The 20,735-nt window shown below is 60.0% G+C and carries 15 protein-coding genes and 1 pseudogene; 10 read left to right on the top strand and 6 right to left on the bottom strand.

Annotated elements, in window-relative coordinates:
* Positions 1-80: 80 nt before the first annotated feature.
* Together H9X81_RS04480 and H9X81_RS04475 are read right to left on the bottom strand one after the other, a co-directional pair.
* On the bottom strand, positions 81-1,097 hold the full coding sequence (locus tag H9X81_RS04480; protein ID WP_204720157.1) for a helix-turn-helix domain-containing protein: 1,017 nt from the start codon (positions 1,095-1,097) through the stop codon (positions 81-83).
* Positions 1,094-1,471: a metalloregulator ArsR/SmtB family transcription factor gene (locus tag H9X81_RS04475; protein WP_191392881.1), complete on the bottom strand. Its 378-nt coding sequence runs from the start codon at positions 1,469-1,471 to the stop codon at positions 1,094-1,096. The genes H9X81_RS04480 and H9X81_RS04475 overlap by 4 nt, the downstream gene beginning before the upstream one ends.
* Before the next feature lie 557 nt (positions 1,472-2,028).
* On the opposite strand from H9X81_RS04475, the gene H9X81_RS04470 reads away from it, so the two are divergent.
* The 6 genes and pseudogenes from H9X81_RS04470 to H9X81_RS04450 all read left to right on the top strand — a co-directional run bounded on the left by H9X81_RS04470 (position 2,029) and on the right by H9X81_RS04450 (position 6,291).
* Positions 2,029-2,247 (top strand): cation transporter, encoded by a 219-nt coding sequence (locus tag H9X81_RS04470; RefSeq protein WP_204720155.1) that lies wholly within the window; start codon positions 2,029-2,031, stop codon positions 2,245-2,247.
* A gap of 157 nt (positions 2,248-2,404) precedes the next feature.
* Positions 2,405-4,294, top strand: coding sequence for a heavy metal translocating P-type ATPase (locus tag H9X81_RS04465; RefSeq protein WP_204720153.1), 1,890 nt, complete (start codon positions 2,405-2,407; stop codon positions 4,292-4,294).
* A 28-nt stretch (positions 4,295-4,322) separates the two neighbouring features.
* Positions 4,323-4,625: a DUF6506 family protein gene (locus H9X81_RS04460; protein WP_204720151.1), complete on the top strand. Its 303-nt coding sequence runs from the start codon at positions 4,323-4,325 to the stop codon at positions 4,623-4,625.
* A 154-nt stretch (positions 4,626-4,779) separates the two neighbouring features.
* Positions 4,780-5,271 (top strand): annotated as a pseudogene (locus H9X81_RS12075) (YbaK/EbsC family protein); the annotation flags it as partial.
* Positions 5,272-5,388: 117 nt separating this feature from the next.
* A complete protein-coding gene (locus H9X81_RS12070) occupies positions 5,389-5,889 on the top strand; it encodes a pyridoxamine 5'-phosphate oxidase family protein (protein WP_243424018.1) in 501 nt (166 codons plus the stop codon).
* 15 nt (positions 5,890-5,904) lie between these two features.
* Entirely contained in the window at positions 5,905-6,291 is a 387-nt protein-coding gene (locus tag H9X81_RS04450; RefSeq protein WP_204720147.1) for a hypothetical protein, read from the top strand.
* A 36-nt stretch (positions 6,292-6,327) separates the two neighbouring features.
* On the opposite strand, the gene H9X81_RS04445 is transcribed toward H9X81_RS04450, so the two are convergent.
* The 4 genes from H9X81_RS04445 to H9X81_RS04430 form a co-directional block, all read right to left on the bottom strand.
* Positions 6,328-7,407 carry a M24 family metallopeptidase gene (locus tag H9X81_RS04445; RefSeq protein WP_177504010.1) on the bottom strand — a complete coding sequence of 360 codons (1,080 nt, stop codon included), beginning with the start codon at positions 7,405-7,407 and terminating at the stop codon, positions 6,328-6,330.
* An 87-nt stretch (positions 7,408-7,494) separates the two neighbouring features.
* A complete protein-coding gene (locus tag H9X81_RS04440) occupies positions 7,495-8,253 on the bottom strand; it encodes a hypothetical protein (protein ID WP_204720145.1) in 759 nt (252 codons plus the stop codon).
* Positions 8,254-8,266: 13 nt separating this feature from the next.
* Positions 8,267-8,983 (bottom strand): DUF5058 family protein, encoded by a 717-nt coding sequence (locus tag H9X81_RS04435; protein ID WP_191392875.1) that lies wholly within the window; start codon positions 8,981-8,983, stop codon positions 8,267-8,269.
* Positions 8,984-9,248: 265 nt separating this feature from the next.
* Positions 9,249-9,701 carry a Crp/Fnr family transcriptional regulator gene (locus H9X81_RS04430; RefSeq protein WP_243424006.1) on the bottom strand — a complete coding sequence of 151 codons (453 nt, stop codon included), beginning with the start codon at positions 9,699-9,701 and terminating at the stop codon, positions 9,249-9,251.
* Between H9X81_RS04430 and H9X81_RS04425 the strand changes: the two genes are divergently transcribed.
* The 4 genes from H9X81_RS04425 (at position 9,588) to H9X81_RS04410 (ending at position 20,625) form a co-directional block, all read left to right on the top strand.
* Positions 9,588-10,277: an aminotransferase class V-fold PLP-dependent enzyme gene (locus H9X81_RS04425; protein ID WP_204720141.1), complete on the top strand. Its 690-nt coding sequence runs from the start codon at positions 9,588-9,590 to the stop codon at positions 10,275-10,277. The two genes, H9X81_RS04430 and H9X81_RS04425, sit on opposite strands and share 114 nt — an antisense overlap.
* A 706-nt stretch (positions 10,278-10,983) precedes the next feature.
* Positions 10,984-11,640, top strand: coding sequence for a hypothetical protein (locus tag H9X81_RS04420; protein ID WP_204720139.1), 657 nt, complete (start codon positions 10,984-10,986; stop codon positions 11,638-11,640).
* Between the two features lie 92 nt (positions 11,641-11,732).
* Positions 11,733-20,039 (top strand): Cna B-type domain-containing protein, encoded by an 8,307-nt coding sequence (locus H9X81_RS04415; protein ID WP_204720136.1) that lies wholly within the window; start codon positions 11,733-11,735, stop codon positions 20,037-20,039.
* Entirely contained in the window at positions 20,017-20,625 is a 609-nt protein-coding gene (locus tag H9X81_RS04410) for a sortase (RefSeq protein WP_204720134.1), read from the top strand. The genes H9X81_RS04415 and H9X81_RS04410 overlap by 23 nt, the downstream gene beginning before the upstream one ends.
* Positions 20,626-20,735: the final 110 nt, after the last annotated feature.

Here is a 20,735-nt window from a genome sequence, read left to right as displayed (position 1 = left end):
GAATAGGGAAAAGTGAAGAGCGAAGAGTTTCGGTGTGCCTGGCGGCACGGGATTTGGAAGGGGCGTTTTGCATTTCTACATTACTGACGGGGGACGCCAGGGAACTGCTTCCCCCGCAGGGGGCCGTTCTGGCGGCGGTACTCGGTGGGCAGCAGTCCCACGGCCTCCTTGAAGGCACGGGTGAACTTGCCCTGGTTCTCATACCCCACGGCGGCTGCCACACCGGCGATGGGCAGGTCGCTCTCCCGGAGCAGACGGGCGGCTTCCCGCATCCGCAGCTCCCGCATATAGGCGCCCACCGGCTGTCCGTACACCGCCTTGAACCCGGCTTTCAGCGCCGAGGTATTGAGCAGGTGCTCCCGGGACAGCTCCTCAATGGTATACCGCCGGGAGAGATCCTCCACCAGACGGGCATGCACTGCCTGGATCGCAGCCAGCTGATCCCGGGGCCAGCCCTCAGGAGAGGACAGCTCGGGCTGTTCCAGAGCCCCCAGCAGGAGCAGCAGTTCCTGGATGCGCAGCAGTCCCCAGGCAGGCCGGGCCTCCCGGGGCAGACGAGCCAGCGGTTCCAGCAGCGGCGCCACTCCCGCCTGAGCCGCCAGAGCCAGGCTGCGTCCGCCGGGACAGTACCGCTCCAGCAGCCCCGCTCCAGTGACGCCCATCTGTGCGAGGGGGACAGGCAGCTGGGCATCCAGTGTCCGGGTATCCACCGAGAAGGCCAGTCCCGCATAGTACCCCAGCGGGAACTGGAGCCGGGAATCACTGCAGCTCTCCCGCAGGCGGATGGCCAGCCCTCCCGGCCCGAGATAGAGTCCGCTGCCGTCCCGGAGCTGCCAGCCCATGCGTCCGCTCAGACAGAAGCTCAGCTCCAGAAAGCCCGGCTCGGCTCCATGCCGGGAATGAAATCCTTCGGCTTCATACCACTCCAGCCGCATGGTCGCCCAGTCACAGAGCCGGATCTCCTCCGACCGGCCCCGTCCGCCGCTCTCAGGCAGCGGCAGCCGGCAGAGTTCTCCCTCCGGGGTACGGATCTCCTGTACCCCTGCCGGCAGATTCCGGAGATCCCCGGTGATTGTCTCCTTGGTCCACAGGGTCATGCCTCTTCCTCCTCTCCGGGACAGGAGAGGGCTGCCAGCTGTTCAATGGTATGGTGCAGCACCCGGGCTGCTTCGGTATCCGCTGCCCGGTAGTACATCTCCTTGCCCTGCCGCCGGCTGACGATCAGTCCGGCACTCTTGAGCAGCCGCAGATGATGGCTCACCGCCGGACTGCTCATCTCCACCAGCGCCGAAAGCCCCATGACGCATTCCTCACAGTGGCACAGCACCCAGAAGATCCGCAGCCGGCTGCTGTCTCCCAGCTGCCGCATGGCATCCGCCACCGACTGGATCTCCCCGGTGGACGGGAGTTTCTCCCGCAGCTGATCACTGCCGCAGCCGCAGGGTTCGTGTCCGGTCTGTTCCGGCTTCATGGCTCCACTCTCCTTTTGTTCGCCTTTGTTTCCTCCATTGTAAAATCCCCGCCCGCCCTCTGTCAACCACCTGCGGAAAATGCGGCGCTGGGGCCTTGCCACCTGCGGTGGGGCGGTTCCCTGGCGTCCCCCGCCCGCTGGGAGGGCATGCGGAAGTTTTTCTTCCCCCACATAGCAAAACCCGTTGGACGAAAATTTCTTCTGACCCCGTGCCGCCAGGCACACCAAAACTATTCGCTATTCACTCTTCACTATTCTCTTTTTCCGCCCGAAGCCAGGCGAGGGCGAAAAACAAAGGCATACCACCCAATTTTCCGGGGACGCCAGAGAACTGCTCCCCGCAAGGGCGATTTTATCGCATCTGTACGCGGTTTGCGGGCATCCGGAGTCTGGGCTTTTTTCGCTTAATCCATTCGGAACTGTTTTTAATCCAAACGGAACGATTCACCGTTCCCCCGTTGACTTCCGGCCCTCTTTGACATAGAGTATAGATATGAAAGATTAAACAAGCATTTAATCTTACAACCGAAATTCTGTCGGGAAAGGAGAAAACAGCAATGAAAAAGACCTATAAGATCGATGTGGACTGCGCCAACTGCGCCAACAAGATGGAGGACGCCGCCCGCAAGACCCCCGGCGTCAAGGACGCCACTGTGAACTTCATGACCCTGAAGATGGCTGTGGAGTTTGATGAGGGCCAGGACCCCAAGGCCGTCATGGCTGAGGTTCTCAAGAACTGCAAGAAGGTGGAAAGCGACTGCGAGATCTTCCTGTAAGATCCCACGGGACGCTTGTCCGTCCGGTTCCGACTGCTGGTAAAAAACACCTGCGGCATTGCCCGGGTGTTTTTGCAGCAGTAATATATGAACGATTAAGCATTTATTTAATTATAAAACTCCCGGCTCCGACCGGATCAAAGAAGGGATTTCCTCTATGAACAAAAAGCAGAAAAAAATGCTCTGGCGGATCATTGTTTCCGCCGTGCTGATGGTGGCGCTGCACTTTGTACCGGTCACCGGTCTTGTCCGGTTCGCCCTCTACATGGTGCCCTATTTCATCGTGGGCTATGATATTCTCTGGAAGGCTGTTCTGGGCATCTGGAACCGTCAGGTCTTCGATGAGAACTTCCTCATGGCTGTTGCCACCGTGGGTGCCATTGTCATCGGCCTCACCGACAGCGGCGACTATACCGAAGCCATTGCCGTTATGCTGTTCTATCAGATCGGCGAACTGTTCCAGAGCTATGCCGTGGGACGGAGCCGCAAGAACATCAGCGAACTCATGGACATCCGTCCTGACTATGCCAACATCGAAGTGGATGGTCAGCTGGAACAGGTGGACCCCGATGAAGTGGAAGTGGGCTCCATCATCATTGTCCAGCCGGGTGAAAAGGTGCCCATCGACGGCATTGTCGTAGAGGGCCGTTCCACCCTCAACACCGCTGCCCTCACCGGCGAAAGTGTTCCCCGGGAAGTGGCCGAAGGCGGCGAGATCATCAGCGGCTGCATCAACCTCACCGGTCTGCTGAAGATCCGCACCACCAAGGAGTTCGGCGAATCCACCGTTTCCAAGATCCTCGACCTGGTGGAGAATGCCTCCTCCCGCAAATCCAAGTCGGAGGCCTTTATCTCCAAGTTCGCCAAGGTCTATACCCCGGCAGTCTGTTACAGTGCCGTGGCACTGGCTCTGCTGCCGCCTCTGACCCGTCAGTTCCTCATGGGGCTCACCCCTGACTGGGCTGACTGGTTCTACCGTGCCCTTACCTTCCTGGTTATCAGCTGTCCCTGCGCGCTGGTGATCAGTATTCCGCTCTCCTTCTTCGCCGGCATCGGCGGCGCCAGCAACCAGGGTGTGCTGGTCAAGGGCTCCAACTACCTGGAAACCCTCGCCCAGACCCGTACCCTGGTCTTTGACAAGACCGGTACCCTCACCGAAGGCGTCTTTGAAGTGACCCGCATCACTCCGGCAGAGGGCTTTGAGGAAGGACGCCTGCTGGAGCTGGCAGCCCTGGCAGAGAGCGCGTCCTCCCACCCCATCAGCAAGAGCCTCCAGAAGGCCTATGGACAGGAACTGGACCGCTCCCGTGTGGGTCAGGTGGAGGAGCGCAGCGGCGCCGGTGTCGTAGCTGAAGTGGACGGCAAATCGGTGGCTGCGGGCAATGACAAGCTGATGAACCAGCTGGGTGTTGCTTTCCAGGAAAGCGATGAACCCGGTACTGTGGTACACATCTCGGTGGACGGCGTCTATGCCGGACAGATTCTCATTGCCGACCGCATCAAGCCCGGTGCGGCCGAGGCCATTGCCCAGCTCCGGAGCGCCGGTGTGCGCCGGATGGTCATGCTCACCGGCGACCATCGCTCGGTAGCTGAAAAGGTGGCAAAGGAACTGGGAATCGACGAGTATTACAGCGAACTGCTCCCGGCGGACAAGGTCACCAAGGTGGAAGAACTGCTGGCAGAGCGTTCCAATGACCGGGATAAGCTCGCCTTTGTGGGCGACGGCATCAACGATGCTCCGGTGCTCTCCCGTGCGGACATCGGCATCGCCATGGGCGCCATGGGCTCGGATGCCGCCATTGAGGCCGCTGATGTGGTCCTCATGGACGACGACCCCCGCAAGATCGCCAAGGCCATCAAGATCTCCCGGAAATGCCTGCGCATCGTCTACCAGAACACCTGGTTCGCCATCGGCGTCAAGCTGGGCTGCCTGCTGCTGGGCGCTCTGGGCATTGCCAATATGTGGCTGGCGATCTTCGCCGATGTGGGCGTCATGGTCCTGGCAGTACTCAACGCCATCCGTGCTCTCTTTGTGAAGAATCTGTAAGCCTCAGTCTGACAGGAGTGTGTTTTCCATGACCTTTGCTTTTCTGATCCTCGGGGATTTCTCCCCGGAACAGGACCGTACCGCCTCCATTGGCGGCGGCAGCGCCCGGATGATCGGTGTGCCCGACCTTCCCGCTGCCTGTGCCGCAGCCAGAGCCCTGGCAGAAGAGGGGATCGGCTGTATTGAACTGTGCGGCGCCTTTGGTCCGGATGGAGCCCGGCAGGTCATTGAAGCCACCGGCGGCAGGATTCCGGTGGGCTATGTGACCCACTTCCCCGAACAGGACCCTCTGTTCCGGGCGGCTTTCCCGGACGACCCTCACAACCTCTGATATTCCCTTGCACCCGGCGGGATTCGGGATTCCCCGCCGGGTGTTTTTTATATCCGGGGAACGGAACCCTCCTTGACCCCGGGCCGCTGCCGTGCTATTCTGATTACAGAGAGGGACGGGCGTTTTTTCCCGTCCCGGCAAGGAGGAGATCTGTATGAGCGAAGGATTTACTGTATCGGCACGGCAGACCGGACGCCCCGCCGCCCTCACCGGTGACCGGGAACGGGAATGCTATGAACTGCTGGAACGGCTGGGAATCGCCTATGAATGGGTGGAGTTCTCCCGGCAGCCTGAGACCACCGCTGAGGCGGAAGAAGTGGACAAGGCCCTGGGTGTACCGGGACTCAAGAACCTCATCTTCCAGAACCGCAACCGGTCCCGGACCCTGTTCCTGCTGCTGCCCCGGGAAAAGCGCCTGGATGCCAAGGCCCTGGCAAAGAGCCGGAACATCACCCGGCTTTCGATGGTGAACGCGGCAGCGCTGGAAGATCTGCTGCACACCCATGCCGGAGCGGTGGGCGCCATGGAACTGATGTATGACATGGAGGGCAAACTGGAACTGTTCATCGACCGGGACGTGCTGGACGGGCCGTTTGTACGCTTCCCGCCCAATGCCGACGGACGGCTGGTGCGCATTGCCACCTCCGACTTTGTGGACAAGCTTCTCCCGGCGATCAAGCATGGCTATACTGTGCTGGAAGCCGATGACCCGGCCTTTACCGGAGCGGAGATCCTGCCCGAGGCGCCCTTTGCCTTCCGGAAGATGCGCCGGAGCCGGCAGCAGCTGCGCCTGTCCGAGAGCCGGGCGATCCTGGAGCGGGGAACCTGCGGCGTACTGGCGCTGGCAGGAGACGGGGGCTATCCCTATGCCCTGCCCATGAGCTATGCCTACCGGGAGGGGAAGATCTACTTCCATGCCGCCCGCACCGGACACAAGATCGATGCCATTGCCCGCTGTCCCAAGGCCAGCTTCTGTGTGGTGGATCAGGACAAGATCGTCCCTGAGAAGTTCACCACCCATTACCGCAGTGCCATTGCCTTCGGACGCATCCGGGTGGCGGAGGACCCCGAAGAGATCCTCACCGGACTGCGGGCACTGGGGGAGAAGTACAGCCCCGGCCGGGATACCGAGCTGGAGGAGGAGATCCGGAAGGAACTGGCAGCGGTGACGGTACTGGTGCTCACCGTGGAGCATCTCACCGGCAAGCAGGCCATCGAGCTTGTACCCCAGCCGGGAGAAGCTCCGGCAAATGAAAAATTGTAAAAAAGAGGAATTCCAATGCAAACCGCAAAATATCTGGCAGGCGCCGCGCTGCTCATCATTTCCCTGGCAGCCTGCGGCAGTACCCCTGCGTTCAACGGCAGCCGGACAGGGAACGATGAGCAGTTTCTTCTGGACTACACCATGTTCAACACCACCGATTCCCAGGAGCTGACCGCCCAAGCGGGAGATCAGATCCGTGCGGACATTACCGTGGATGGCGGGGAACTGTCCGTTCAGATCCAGAAAGAGGGCGAAGAACCGCTTTACAGCGGAGACGGCATTGTTGCCTCCTGCGACTTCGCCATCGGGATCGAGGAAAGCGGAACCTATACCATCACCGTGACCGGAGATAAGGCAGAGGGCAGCGCGCACTTTGAAGTGGTGTCCTTTGGCTCCAAATAAAAAAAGCCGCCTGCAGGGGCGGCTTTTTTATTTGGTTTACAGGCCGAGGATCTCCAGCTCCTTGTTGTCGCTGTTGAGGATCTCGCAGCCGTCCTCGGTGACGATGACCAGATCCTCCACCCGCACGCCGAACTCGCCCGGCAGGTAGACACCCGGCTCACAGGAGAAGGCCATGGTGGGCTCCACCGGATCGGGATTGTACCAGGCAATATCGCCGGGATCGTGGAGATCCACGCCGATGTAGTGGCCCAGACGATGGGTGAAGTACGGGCCATAGCCGCCCTCGGTGATGAGATCCCGGGCAACCTTATCCACATCGCTGCACTTCATGCCCGGACGGATGGCCTTTTCAGCGGCGATGTTGGCATTCTTCACCAGCTCATAGACAGCCCGCTGCTTTTCGCCGACACTCTTCCAGAAGAAGGTACGGGTCATATCCGAATGATAGCCCTTCCGGGGCGAACCCATATCAATGAGAATGGCGTCTCCTTCCTTGAGGCGGGCATCGCCGGGGATATGATGCACATTGGCGGCATTGGGGCCAAAGGCTACGATCACCCAGCCGGGCATATCAGCGCCTTCCTCCACAAACATCCTGGAGATGATGCCGGCAGCTTCCTTTTCGGTGATGCCGTCATGGAATACGCCCCGCACCCGGGCCATTACCCGGTCATTCATGCGGCTGGCTTCCCGGAGCAGTTCCATCTCCTCAGCGTCCTTGTGCGCCCGCTGCAGATTGAGCGCCCGGTCACCCAGCACATAGTCACTGGCTGCCCCGAATTCCCGGAGGGACAGCAGCCACTTGGCAGGATATTCCCCGTCAAAGCCCAGGGGTTCATCGTGAATGGTGTACCGGGAGATCACTTCCGCCACATTGTCCTGATCCCCATGGAATTCCTGATCCACTCCCAGTTCCTTGGGATAGTTGGTCAGCTCATTGAGGATCAGCTTGACGCCGTTCTTCTTCGATACATACAGAATGGTGGCACGGTCCGCGCCCCGGGGTGTAATCCCCACAAAGTACCGTACCAGCACCGGATTGCGGATCAGCATCTGGCTCAGACCGATCTGATCCATATACTTCAGCAGTCCGTCTATTCTTGCCTGATTGAGCATGGTTTGATCTCTCCTTTGCATGACTGATTCTATATTTGTTCTCACCGCCGCATGACCGCAGCGGCAGGGAAGGCTGAGAAACAAGGCTTAGCTGTTCTGCTTTTCATGGGCAGCCAGATCCCGCCGGTAGAAGCCATAGGCCACCAGCACCGACAGCACCACTGCCAGCAGAATGCCATAATTGGAAAGGAAGGTAAAGACATTCTTCACCAGCAGCTGGGCCGCCACACCGGTGAGCAGATAGGGCAGCACCTTGAGGAATCCCTTGATGATGGTGCCGTCCGGACCCTTGGACTGCATGAGGATATTGTTTGCCAGCAGACAGGGCATGACAAAATTGAACGCTGCCAGGACGCTTGCCGGCAGAATGGAGATGAGTCCGTCGCCGATGAGGACAATGGAGAGCAGAATTGCCAGGTTGACTACTACCGAGGCAAACAGCGCAATGATCATCGCCACATGGGTACGGGGATTTTCCAGGTCATCGCCGCCCTCGATGGAGCTGCGGGCGGTGAGTGCCACCGGCAGACGCATGCTCGAGGCATTGCCGGCGAGGAAGGCAAAGTAAGTACCGGCAGAACCCAGCACGGGCCAGAAGGCAGCGGGTTCAGACAGCCACATGCCGATGGCAAAGGTGAAGATGGCGATCATCACGCTGATAAAGGTGGAAAGCGGCACTTCGATACCCTTGATAAAGACAAAGTAAATGGTGGGCAGCAGCGAGAGGATCAGCGCGATTGCCATGGTTGTGGCGCCGATCTTATGGACCTGGGGCAGAAATTCCTGATGGTATTCCTCCCGGGGAGAGAGTTCTGTGGTCTGCATCTTGTTTTCCATATTTTCCATACTGCTTCCCTCCTTATGCGATGAGCATGGAAACGATCTGGGCCACTGTCATGCCGCAGAGCATGGCAATGGTAATACACCAGTCCATGAGGCCCTTCTTCCCGGTTTTTGCCACCCGCTTGATAATGAGGATTACCACAGCGGCAGCCGTGAGGAAGGCCACCCAGTTGATGGGCGAAGCCAGATAGGATACCGCAAAGGAACCCATCAGACCCATCATGGCTGCCTTGCCCAGATAGGGGATAAAGGAGGGTTTGTCCTTTGCCTTGCCGCCGGCCTTGGCAGCAGCCTTATCCATGATCATCAGCTCGATGGGGGTGGAGATGAAATAGGGAATGGACGCAAAGGCCATACCGAATCCGCACAGCACCAGGACTGACTCATTGAATTCGGGTGTATTGAACTGGACGCCGATGGTCTCTGCCGCGGTGGTGGCGATCATCATCTCATAACCGGCAGCGCCGATGACGCCCACCCGCATGAAGGTAAGACCACTGCCCACCATGGCAATGAGGGAAATTGCCACAACTACCACACTGAAGGCCGGGCCCAGTACCGAAACCGAACCCATCTTGAGCAGATGGCCCACTTCTTCCTTGGTGAAGTAGTTATGCTTCTTGTTGTACCTCAGCGCCAGGCGCAGGAACCAGCACGCCTGGAGCACCACAATGGCGATGAGCAGGAACGCAAAAATCCACATCTCACCATTGAGATTTTTTACCGCTTCCATTCACAAACGCCTCCTTTGATCCGGTTCTTTCCCGGGAAATGGAAATCCTGTTATCTATATGATACCGAATCTTGCAGCTTTACGCAAGCAAAACTGCATTTTTCTCCCTTAAGAGCCGGATTCCGCCGGATTTTTTCCGGATCGGCCGGTCCCCTCCTGCAGAAGCGGCAGAAAAAACCACCGGCGGGCCCTCCCGTTTCGTGGGAAATGCCTGCCGGCGGTTCCTTGCATGATGCCGGTCTGCCGGGCCGGGAGAGGCTGACCCTCAATCCGGCTCCGCCAGGCGGCGCAGCTCCTCCGGGTCCCGGATGCAGCAGCGTCCGTGCGCCCGGGTGAGGATTCCCGCCTCCTCCCACTCCCGGAAGATCAGGTTCACGCTCACACGGCTCACATTGGTGATCCCCGCCACATCGCTGCAGGTGAACCGGTTGGTCAGCCAGATGCCGTCCTCCTTCTGCCGCCCGTACTGTCCGCACAGATAGAGCAGGGTCTTGGCTACCCGCTGCCTGGCCCGGTCAAAGGACAGGGTCATGTTCTGCCCCAGCAGCAGACGCACCTTCCGGGCCTGGTACTGAAGCAGCCAGTCCGCAAACACCGGGTCGGCATGGAACAGCTCCTGCACCAGTGCCGACGGTACCGCCCGGACCCGGCTGGGCAGCACCACCGTGGCGGTACTGCTGTATGGCTGTCCCAGGATACAGTCGCTCTCCCCGATCATGGCACCGGTGTGCTGTATGTGAACAAGAACAGCCTGGATAAGATCAAGCAGAGCTATGCCGGCTATCTGAACACCACCGTGCCCGAAGGCGGCTGGGGTGCTTACTGGGAAAAGGTGGACGCCCAGGCTGTCTATGACTGGACCTTCCCCAACACCGCCCGCAAGTATGAGATCGGCGGCACCAGCAACTATGCCGGCGCCATTGCCCTGGGTGAATCCCTGGGTCTGGTCAATGAGATCGGCATCGAGAATATCCAGCAGCGTGTCTGGGAGATCGGTGAGTACTGCATGGACCGCTGGGAAGAAATCGGCGGTACTGTCATCACCCATCGTGACCCGGGCCGTCGGGGCGGTATCATCATCACCCGGCTCTATCAGGACGTGGAACAGGATCGTGCCATTCTGCGGGAACTGCACAGCCGTCAGATCTTCATCGCCCAGCGCTTCACCGACCATGTGGGCGGCTTCCGGATCTCCTGCTCCTGGGTCAACAACAAGCAGGATATCGACAATATGATCGAAGCTGTCAAGGAGATCATTGCCTCCATCGGCAAGGCTCCCGATTACAAGGGCTGATTCACCGGCAGCTGAGCCGGACAGTCCCCCGCTGAGCAGATACCCGAAGACGGACGCCGATGAGGTGCGCACAATGATGTCGATTTCCCCGCCGGCTTCGGGAGGCGGGGAGAACATCACCGCCGCAGACTGCACCAGCAGCACCAGGAACATGAAAAACAGACAGCGGTCCGCAGTTCCCGCCGGAACCGGGAAAACAGCGTCACCCTGCGCCGGGAACGTTTCGGCATAGGGGTCACACCCTCCTTTCGGATTATCCTATGCCGCTGCCCCCGGATCGATCCCTCTCCGCCCGGCTGACCCGCCCGGTTCCTCTGCCGGATTTCCCATGGACGGCCCCTCTTTTCCCGGTTCTGCCCCCGGAAACAGAAGTCCGTTTCCCTCCTTTTATATGTAACCCAGACTTCACCTGAAATTCATAAAAATACTTTATATTCCGGTCACACTTTCATCATATATTTGTTATTTTGCACAAAATTTATTGATGATTTACTGCAAATATAGTATCATTTAATTATAAACTATAATTATTATTTTCTTGCTAACTTCTCGGAATATACACACAAGAATCTTGTGAATCAGCTTAAAATCCCTCCGTTCCGGGGGGATTTTCCTATACTCTGTACTTTTCCGGGAAACTTCCAGTGATTCTTGCAGCCGGGGTATCGCAGTCCCTCCGGCTGTCCATGAAAGGTGTGACCTCAACATGAAACAGCGAACCTGGCAGCGCCGTGCCCTGGCATTGATCCTGGCCCTGGTTCTGGCTGTCGGTGATCCGGGCGCCAGTCTGCTGTCCCAGGCGGACGCACTCCAAACCCCGACCACCCATTCCGCGGCGAACCTCATCAGCGCGGATGTAAATACCCCCCCGGTACAAATTCCGGCGAGGGCTCTGACTTCAACGAGGGTACCGACACCGGCGAAGGCTCCGGCACCGGCGAAGGCTCCGGTACCGGCGAAGGCTCCGGTACGGGCGAAGGCTCCGGTACGAGCGAAGGCTCCGGCACTGGAGAAGGCTCCGGCTCCGGCACCAGCGATGGCTCCGGTACGGGCGAAGGCTCCGGTACGGGCGAAGGCTCTGGTACGGGCGAAGGCTCCGGCTCCGGAGAAGGCTCCGGTACAGGCGAAGGCTCCGGCACCGGCGAGGGCTCCGGAGAAGGCTCCGGTACGGGCGAAGGCTCCGGTACGGGCGAAGGCTCCGGTACCGGTGAAGGCTCCGGCTCCGGCGAAGGCTCCGGCTCCGGCGAAGGCTCCGGCTCCGGCGAAGGCTCCGGTACGGGCGAAGGCTCCGGTACGGGCGAAGGCTCCGGTACAGACGCCGGGACACTGCCCGCCGAAGCCACAGACTGGGACGCCGCGGTAGAGAGCGGCGAGGATCTGGAATGGTCGGCGGAAGAGCCGTCCGATCTGGTCTTTACCGTCCATCTGGAACCCGGTTCCCCTGCGGCCCGGACGGTGGAAAGCCAGACCCTGGAACTCTGCCTGACTCTGCCCGCTCCCTTTGCCTTTATCGAAGGGGAGCCGGAATGGCAGGGGAGTGTCCTCAGCCTGGGCGGCACCGAAGCCCTCCGGCTGGACGGTCTGGACAGCTCGGTCACCATCGGCGGCACCAGTGTGGGCGAACGGGAACTCACCCTCACTCTGGAACGCTCCGGCAGTGATCTGGACAGTCTGGATCTGACCCTGACAGTACCCGGAACGGCGCTTCGCACCCTGCGTCCGGCAGTCAATCTGCTGCTGGCGGCTCCCGCGGACACCCAGACGGAGGCCGGCGGCGAGGTGGAACTCACCCTCACTCTCACCAGCGGCGGCTCCACAGTGACCAGCCGTTCCTCTTTGTGGCTCTCCACCGTGCAGGACATCGAACCCACTGCATGGCAGGCCGAATACCGCCAGAATATCTTCTGGGTGGACAACAACGATGAGCTGCACAACCGGCCCAGCACCGGCAGTTTTACCGCGCCCCAGCTGGCCTTCCGCATCACGCCGAAGGACGGCACTCCCTCCGGGGACTTCACGGTGCTCACCGAGGAGAATATGGGGGATCTGGGGCTGGATGCCCTGCCCCGGCCCACCATCAAAGACCTGAGCACCGGCGGCTGGGAATATATCTTTGAGGGGAACTCCAAGGGTCTGCCCTCGGAGATCCGGGTCACCGACATCTACGGCGACGCCACCGACTACACGGTGGAATGGCAGGTCACGCCCCAGGAAAATGACGGCTATTATCTCCGCCCGGTCACCCAGGAGGAGATTGACGGCGACACCATTGACTCGGTATCCCAGCCCGGCTGGTATTATGTCCTCAAGCGGGATCTCACCTTCAATATGGTACTCCGGGACGGCACCATACCTTCGACCGAGGAATCCAAAAAGTCCTTCCGCAACAAGATTCTGGATAACTTCCGGTTCACCGCCTTCTGGAATGTGGGCGATGAGCAGAAAACACAGATTTCCATCCTGCGGGCCATGGAAAGCTATGTACAGATCACCGAGGACAATGACAACCTGACCCTGACCGTTGCCGGCGTATGGAAATACAATCTCGATGGCTCACTCATCACCTATAAGGTGGATCAGCTTCCCGAGTCGGAAGGCGGTACGACCCCCGGGCGTCTTCCGCTGGAGAATATGGGAGAGGATTACCTCGCCATCACCTATAACAACTCCAATGTGCCCAACTTCGGCTCCATTGAGGACGCCCTCTATTCGGGCGGCACCCTGAACCTGACCCTCACCGGCAATACCGAGTTCGAGGCCTACAAGGTCTGGATGGACAGCGGCACCCAGGAGGCCATCGACGCCCGTCCCGACGGCACCTTCCAGCTCTGGCGGTACCGCAAGGGCGCTGATTTCGGCGCCGCCGCCCCCATCCGGAACGCCGACGGCACCTTTGTGGAGGTGGAAGTGAACACCAATCCCCAGCCGGATCAGGACGGCATCGCCCGGCAGCACATCATCTTCTGGGTGGACTTTGACGGCGACGACCATGCGGACGACTGCCTCCTGCCCAAGTATGACCCCGAGGGCTATGAATACATCTACTGCGTCAAGGAAGTCACCCAGAGCAGGGCCGATTCCAATCACTACAAGCAGGTCTTCGGTGAAGTCCAGGACGACGACACCCTCCTGGACCGGATTGAAGTGAACGGCTCCATTGTGGAGGATACCGAGGGCAAGCGCCCCGCGGGCAACGCCTATCTCTATAACGGCGGCACCCTCTCCAACTGCATTGACGCCAATATCACCACCCGGGTCACCAAGACCTGGGACGCTGCTTCCTTCCAGTCGGAACTGGAAGATGTCCGGGTGGAACTGAAACTCCAGTCCCGTCCCAAGGACAGCGATGAGCCCTGGGAAGATACCCGTCTGCCCACTGTGACCATGGACGAATTCTATTCCGAACAGCTCACCCAGATCAGCAGCCAGTCGGTGCCCCAGTATGACATGCTGGGCCGGGAACTGGAATACCGCTGGGTGGAATGCGGTGTCTACCAGGGGAAGAGCGAGGAAAACCTCCTCCGGGACGACGGCACCTTCACCCTCCAGCAGAACGGCTACTCGGTGAACTATCAGTCCTCCTCGGTACAGCAGGACGGCAGCAGCACCCTCATCACCAATACCCTGGACAACTCCCTGGACTACCTGGTAGCCAAGGACTGGCAGGACGAACAGGGACAGCCCATGCAGGCTCCTGCCGGGGAGACTGTCACCCTGCAGATCTTCCAGGGACTGCCCGGCGAACCCCTTGACCCCGATCCCTATGTGGAGATCACACTGGACGGCGCTGCCGACCCGGCTCCCACGGTGGTGAATGCCGATCTGGGCATCACCGTCCAGGAGACCGAACCCTGGAAGGGAGAGGTCAGGAACCTGCCCGAATTCGACAGCTCCGGTCGCCAGTATGAATACTACCTGCTGGAAGAGGGCGACGGGGTTTCCCGCTTCCCCATCTATGAAACCGAACGCACCGAGGACGGCGGCTACCAGACCCGGGTCATCAATGTACCCAGAGGCGCCGGCAACCGCATCATGGTGCGCAAGGTGTGGATCGACGACAGTGATACCACCCACCGTCTGCCGGTGACCATCCAGGCCTATGCCAAGGAGAATAACAAGGAAATCTCCTCGGTTACCCTGCGGGACGGCGTCTGGTATGACTATATCGGCATCGGCAGCTATACAGCCGATGAGGTCTATATCCTCGAAACCAATGTGGGGACCAACAGGGTTCCCCTGACCACCTACTACATGGATGTCGGCTCTGCCAACTATGACAATCCCGCACAGCCGGATGAATATGACAAGTACGCCCCGGATGACGAATACACCGCCATTCAGTATGAAACCGAGTACCACCGGTATGAGGCCACCTATTCCCGGGATACCATCGCCGGCACCGAGTTCCTTACCGTCACCAACCGGCGTCTGGGCAACATCGACCTCACCGTCACCAAGCAGTGGCTGGACGGCGGAGGCGGTGTGCGGGAAGAGCTCCTCGCCGAGCTGGAAAAGACCCAGGACAACGCCGACCCCGCCGACCAGCTCTACCTGGCCATCCGTCTGGATCTGGTCGGGGGAGAGGATTACTATGCGATCACCCGGAACGGCCCGGACACACCTGACACCATCACCGTCGGCAACCCGGACAACCAGGTCGCCATCCTCGACCAGAACGGCAATCGGGTTTCGTCGGTGCAGGTTGTCAGCCTGAAGGACAGCACTACGGAGTACTACTTCCACAACCTGCCCAAATATGACCGCAGCGGTCAGGTAGTCCACTACACCGCCGTGGAAGTCTGGGTGGACGGCAGCGGCAGGGAACTCAGCCGTACCGAGCTCGCCCAGAAATTCCCCGATGCCTATGCGCTGATCCGGTCCTATTCCACCGGCTATTCCGATGAAAAGTACCTGGTGGGCGAACTCCATGACAGCGACAGCCAGACCATGACGGTCACCAACCGGCTCTCCGGCACCAAGTCGGTGCTCTGGCACAAGCAGTGGAAGGATACCTATAACTATGAAAACGGCCTGCGCCCCGATATTTATCTGGACATCTACCAGGTGACCCATGTGCGGGACAATCAGGGCAAACCCACCACACAGGTATCCCTCTATCAGGCCAACTATCACTGGACCTACCTCGAGGACGATGTAGGGAACGGCGATCAGCTGCTCAGCCCCATCTACCACTGGCATGCTGTATTCTCCAGCCTGCCCAAGTATGACAGCCTGGGCTATGAGATCTACTACTACGCGGTGGAGAATACCCATGTGAACGCCGCTGACTTCGACTATCTGGATACCGCCATCTCCTATACGCTGGAGGGCGTCCTCACCGAGGTCGGCACGCAGTCCGCCATCGACCCCGGCCCCATCCCCACCGATGAGGACGGCACCCCTGTGGCGGTGCTGATCCCCGACGGCCAGTCCGACGCCGGCCGCTATGCCCTGCTGGAGGACGGCACCTTTACCAACACCGCCTCCGCCAATGTGACCGTCCTGGGTCAGAAGCTGTGGAAAACCATGCCCGCCAGCTATCCCGCTGCGGATCTGCCGGAGGTCACCTTTACCCTCCAGCAGACCCTGGGCACCGAAACCAAGGACATTGCCACCCTCACCATCCGGAGCTGGAATCTCCCGGTGGAGGACGGCGCCTTCCACTTCGGCATCGCCTATACCGGCGCCAATGTGGTGACCGTGGCGGACGACGGCTCGCTGAAGATCGAGCCGGCCCCCGGAAATGACAACGCCCAGCCCCTGCCCAAGTACAATGCGGACGGCGAGCGGTACACCTATACCCTCAAGGAAACTGCCATCACCCTGGAAAACCGCACCGGCTCCAAGACCGATTCCAAGCTGGTCTACCTCGACCCGGTGATCAACACCTACCTGGTGGAAAACGGCTACCGGAGCATCCAGGGGGCCCTGTCGGTGAAGAAGTTCCTGCAGCTGCCCACCGATGAGAACGGCGACCCCACCGCCTATCCGGCAGTGCAGTTCACACTCGACCGGCGCTACACCAGGAATAACGGCTCTCCCTCCGACTGGGAGGAGGAAGTGCAGACGGTGACCTGGACCTCCGCCGAAGTCCAGGAAGCCTCCAAAGCGGCCCAGGACAAGACTGCCCCCCTGGAAAATGTACTCACCTTCAAGAACCTGGACTACTATGCCCCCAACGGCTCCCGGTGGGAGTACCGCATCCGGGAAGTCACTGACGGCTGGCTGGGCGGCTATGAGATCACCGCTGAGCCGGGAGATATCGATATCACCCAGATTACCACCGACTATAATGCGGAAAATGGCATTGCAGTCAATCCGGACGATATCACACTCAATGAGAGCGGCGACAATGCGGCAGTGGCAGCCTCCTTCTACAACAAGCCGGACGACACCCGTGAGACGGTCACCCTCGAGTTTGACAAGGTATGGGACGACTTCGGCGACGCCTTCCGCACACGGCCCGATGAACTGACCCTCACGGTTCAGCGCCAGGCCCATGCGCAGGAAGGCCAGGACAACGCAATCCTGCCGCAGACGGTGGATTCCAGCCTGTATAACATCGCTGTGGAAGTGGAAGATGACGACGACGATACCTGGCACTACACCATCACCGGCACGGAAGATGGCGAACTGGAGCGGTACGCTCCCAACGGCATGCCCTGGATCTATAGAATCGTAGAGGAAGAGCCGTCCGGATACGAATCCGCCAGCGGCGGCGAAACCTGGACCACCGGTGATCCTGTGGACGGCGTTCTCACTGCGGGCGACCTCACCAACTCCATCACGCAGACGGTCTACTACCGGAAGCAGTGGCTGAATTCGGACAGCACCGCCGTCACCGAGGACTACCTGGGCACCGAAATCACCGTCACCTTCCAGCTGCAGGTGTGGAACGACACCGCCTCTCAGTGGGAGAACGGAGATACCTTCTTCCAGCATGCCCTCGATTCGGAGAATTACACCAAGCTCTTCGGCAGCTATGACTTCACACCCGAGCTCACCGGTCGGATCAACGACAGCACCGTCTGGGGCAAGAACCACTCCTTCACCGGTCTGCCCCGGTTCATCAGCGATAGACAGGGCGGCACCACCCAGCTGAGCTACCGTGTTGTGGAAACCGGAATCAGCTGGGACGGCGGCAGTCAGATCACTGTTTCGGTGGAAAACGACAGCAAGGACAGCTGGCAGTACCGCTTCACCTGGAACGGCGCCGGTACTTCGCCCTTCAGCCCGAAGGCGGAAGCCTATACCAGCAGTATCTTCACCATCCAGAACTACCTGAACACAACCAGCATCACCGTACGGAAGGAATGGGACGGCGATCAGGACAACGCCTATGGCACACGCCCGACCACCGGACGTGATGACTACAACTGGGAAGTGAGCCTGCTGGTGCAGTACAGCACCGATGATGCCAACTGGAAGACCCTCACCACATACGAAACGGTCAAGGACCCCGACACCCAGAAACCGATAACTATCGATCATCCGGTGATTCTGCATGTCTACGGCGTCAATGAGCAGGACGTAAGCACCGCCAACGCCACGCTGAGCGGCCTGCCCACCCATGACCTGGAGGGCAATGAGTTCACCTACCGTGTCCGGGAGCTGCAGCCCGATGCGGAGGACAACACCCGGTGGTACAGCGAGGTGAATGAGATCACCGTGGAAGAGGCGGAAGACGCCATTGCGGACGAAAACGGAACCTTCCACCACAACTACACCGCCAACTATACCGCTGATAACGGCACGCTGGTGGCAAAGAACACCTATGGTTCTTTGCTGCAGTTCACCGCCCAGAAGACCTGGCACGGCACTCCTGCCGACTCCCTGACCCTGGAACTCCAGTACCTGAAGGAGATCGGTGCCGACGGCAAGGAGGTCTGGGCGAGCTTCCCGACCCCGGCAACGGTGGAACTGGACGGCACAGCTGGCCCGAAACTCACCGATCCCTACTATGAGAATACCCCGGCTGGCAGCGCTGTCTGGACCGCTGTCTGGGAGAAGGTGCCCACCGTGATGCCCGGCAGTGTGACCGGCAATGACAGGAACACCCGCTACCGCATCGCCGAGACTGTCCCCGGCGGCTACCAGACTGTGGACGGCAGTCCCACCTGGCAGGAGGTCACCGCGGACAATCCAGAAGCGACCTTCACCAATGTGAAGAGCACCAGCCTGACGGTGGAGAAGAAGTGGGGCACCTCGCTGGCCGCCACTTCGCTGCCCGCAAGCATCACCGTGCAGCTCTACTCCTCCACCAACCCGGAGGATGCGGAGAAGGGCAACACCGCCGACCGTCTGAAGGTCGAGGGCAAGACCCTGATCCTGCGGAATCCTAACCCTGCTTCCGCCAACTGGACGGGCAGCTTCACCAACCTGCCCCTCTACACAGCGGACGGCGATCCGATCTACTACTATGCCAAGGAGATCCAGATCGCCGGCAAGGACCTTGTGAAGGCGGCGGATGGCTGTTATCTGGTGACCATCGGCAGCAAGGAGTATCACTTCCGGTTCAGCTTTGATACCACAACCACCGGCAGCTACAAGACCACCCTGGTGAATGTGGAATACAGCGACATCACCGGCACCAAGACCTGGAAGGACAACAGCGATGACTACGACACCCGTCCGGATGGCATTACCCTGGCCCTGTACCGCAAGGCCGGAACCGGCACTGAGGAGGTTGTCAACGGTGCGGACGGCAAGCCGCTCCAGCCCACCTGGGTAAAGAGCGGCAATACCTGGACCTACACCTACACCCACCTGCCCCAGGCCAATGCCCAGGGTGAAACGTATACCTACCGTGTGGAGGAGATCCAAACCACCGGTCCGGCGGGCGGAGATCAGTACACAGCCACCCAGAACGGCATGAATCTCACCAACACCCTCACCGGCACGGTGGACCTGCAGGTGGAAAAGCTCTGGCAGGATAACGACAATGCCCTTGGCCTGCGCCCGGATGAGATCATTGTGGAACTGTGCGTCAACGGCAGTCCTGATCCCGCCCGGACCCTGACCCTCACCGCAGCAAATGACTGGAAGGGCAGCTTTGACGGCCTTGCCAAATACGATTCCAATGGCGCTCTGATCCGGTACAGCGTCCGGGAGGAGAGCCAGTCGATGCCGCTTGGCTACCGGGTTTACTATGGAGAGGCTGTCACCGGCACCCCCGAAAGCAATGAGGAACCGGTTTACCAGTTCACCAATGTGGCAGACGGCGCTGTGACCCTCACCAAGAAGGTAAGCGGCAGCCGGGGTGATACCTCCAAGGCCTTTACCTTCACCTTTACCCTGACAAGCGGTCTGCCCTCCACCGCACCGGCAGATGCCTATCCCTATACCATCACACGGCAGGACGGCACCCCGGAAACCGGTGTGATCCGCAGCGGCGAAACCTTCACCCTGCGTCACAATGAGAGCATCACCATCAGCGAACTGCCCGGCAATGCCGCCTATCAGTTCACCGAGAGCGACAACACCGGCTATCAGGTATCTTCCACCGGAGCTTCCGGCACAGTCCTGCCCGGCAGCACCATCTCCGCCTCCTTTGAAAACTACCGGGGCGGCGGTGGAGGCGGCGGTCACGATCCCGATCCCGATCCCAGGCACGACCATCCGACTCCGTCCCCTGATCCGGAACTTCCCTATACCGGTCAGGACTGGCGTACAGTGGGTCTTCTCAGTGCCGGCGGTGTGATCCTGCTCAGCCTGGGCCTGCTCCGAAGGAGGAAGGACCATGAACCCTCTCAGCCGGAATAATCCCCTCTGGAAACGGATCTGTGTGATCCTGGGAAGCTGTCTGCTGCTGGCTGCCCTGGGCCTTACCCTCGGCAACCTGTGGGAGCAGTGTCAGGCAGAACAGAATTCCGCCCATCTGCTGGCTCTGGCCCAGCAGCGTCTGGACGGGGAAAATCCCCAGCCCGATGATGATCCCCTCAACCCCGATCCCCTGGCTGGCTATGCCATTGATGGGATTCTGTCCATTCCCGATCTGGGACTGGAACTCCCGGTGCTGGCAGATTACAGCGAGGAAAACCTCCGGCTGAGTATCTGCCTGTACCGCCAGGAGAGCGACGGCAGCCGCAAGGTGATTGCCGGTCACAACTACCGCAATCACTTCGGACGGCTCGCCAGCCTGGAGGAAGGCACTCTCCTGACCTATACCCGGGAGGACGGCACAGTCACCCGCTATCAGGTCACCGGGATCACCGAGATTGACGCTGATGACCCCGCAGCCCTGGACGCCGGGGAATGGGATATGACCCTCTTTACCTGCAACCTGGATATGACCCGGCGGGTGCTGGTCCGGCTCACCGAAGCCGGGACCTCCGCCCCCTCGGCATAACCCAATCGCCACAGCCCCTGCTCAGACCGGGTTTCCGGTCGGGCAGGGGCTGGGTTGTTTATGGGGGTGACGGGAGGGCTCTGCCCGGTGACAGGCGGCACTCTCCGGGG

It is taken from the genome of Hydrogenoanaerobacterium saccharovorans, assembly GCF_016901815.1.
GTDB classification, from domain to species: domain Bacteria; phylum Bacillota; class Clostridia; order Oscillospirales; family Ruminococcaceae; genus Avimicrobium; species Avimicrobium caecorum.
Note: the sequence above shows the minus strand (reverse complement) of the source record. Positions and strands in the feature narration are given on the sequence as shown.

Bases quoted from the DNA above. Each gene is read 5' to 3' on its own strand.
- H9X81_RS04430 (WP_243424006.1), bottom strand. From the start codon at position 9,701: ATGATCGGGGAGAGCGACTGTATCCTGGGACAGCCATACAGCAGTACC.
- H9X81_RS04420 (WP_204720139.1), top strand. From the start codon at position 10,984: ATGAAACAGCGAACCTGGCAGCGCCGTGCCCTGGCATTGATCCTGGCC.
- H9X81_RS04450 (WP_204720147.1), top strand. From the start codon at position 5,905: ATGCAAACCGCAAAATATCTGGCAGGCGCCGCGCTGCTCATCATTTCC.
- H9X81_RS04425 (WP_204720141.1), top strand. From the start codon at position 9,588: ATGGAACAGCTCCTGCACCAGTGCCGACGGTACCGCCCGGACCCGGCT.
- H9X81_RS04465 (WP_204720153.1), top strand. From the start codon at position 2,405: ATGAACAAAAAGCAGAAAAAAATGCTCTGGCGGATCATTGTTTCCGCC.
- H9X81_RS04475 (WP_191392881.1), bottom strand. From the start codon at position 1,471: ATGAAGCCGGAACAGACCGGACACGAACCCTGCGGCTGCGGCAGTGAT.
- H9X81_RS04410 (WP_204720134.1), top strand. From the start codon at position 20,017: ATGAACCCTCTCAGCCGGAATAATCCCCTCTGGAAACGGATCTGTGTG.
- H9X81_RS04480 (WP_204720157.1), bottom strand. From the start codon at position 1,097: ATGACCCTGTGGACCAAGGAGACAATCACCGGGGATCTCCGGAATCTG.
- H9X81_RS04460 (WP_204720151.1), top strand. From the start codon at position 4,323: ATGACCTTTGCTTTTCTGATCCTCGGGGATTTCTCCCCGGAACAGGAC.
- H9X81_RS04445 (WP_177504010.1), bottom strand. From the start codon at position 7,407: ATGCTCAATCAGGCAAGAATAGACGGACTGCTGAAGTATATGGATCAG.
- H9X81_RS04435 (WP_191392875.1), bottom strand. From the start codon at position 8,983: ATGGAAGCGGTAAAAAATCTCAATGGTGAGATGTGGATTTTTGCGTTC.
- H9X81_RS04440 (WP_204720145.1), bottom strand. From the start codon at position 8,253: ATGGAAAATATGGAAAACAAGATGCAGACCACAGAACTCTCTCCCCGG.
- H9X81_RS04470 (WP_204720155.1), top strand. From the start codon at position 2,029: ATGAAAAAGACCTATAAGATCGATGTGGACTGCGCCAACTGCGCCAAC.
- H9X81_RS12070 (WP_243424018.1), top strand. From the start codon at position 5,389: ATGCGCCGGAGCCGGCAGCAGCTGCGCCTGTCCGAGAGCCGGGCGATC.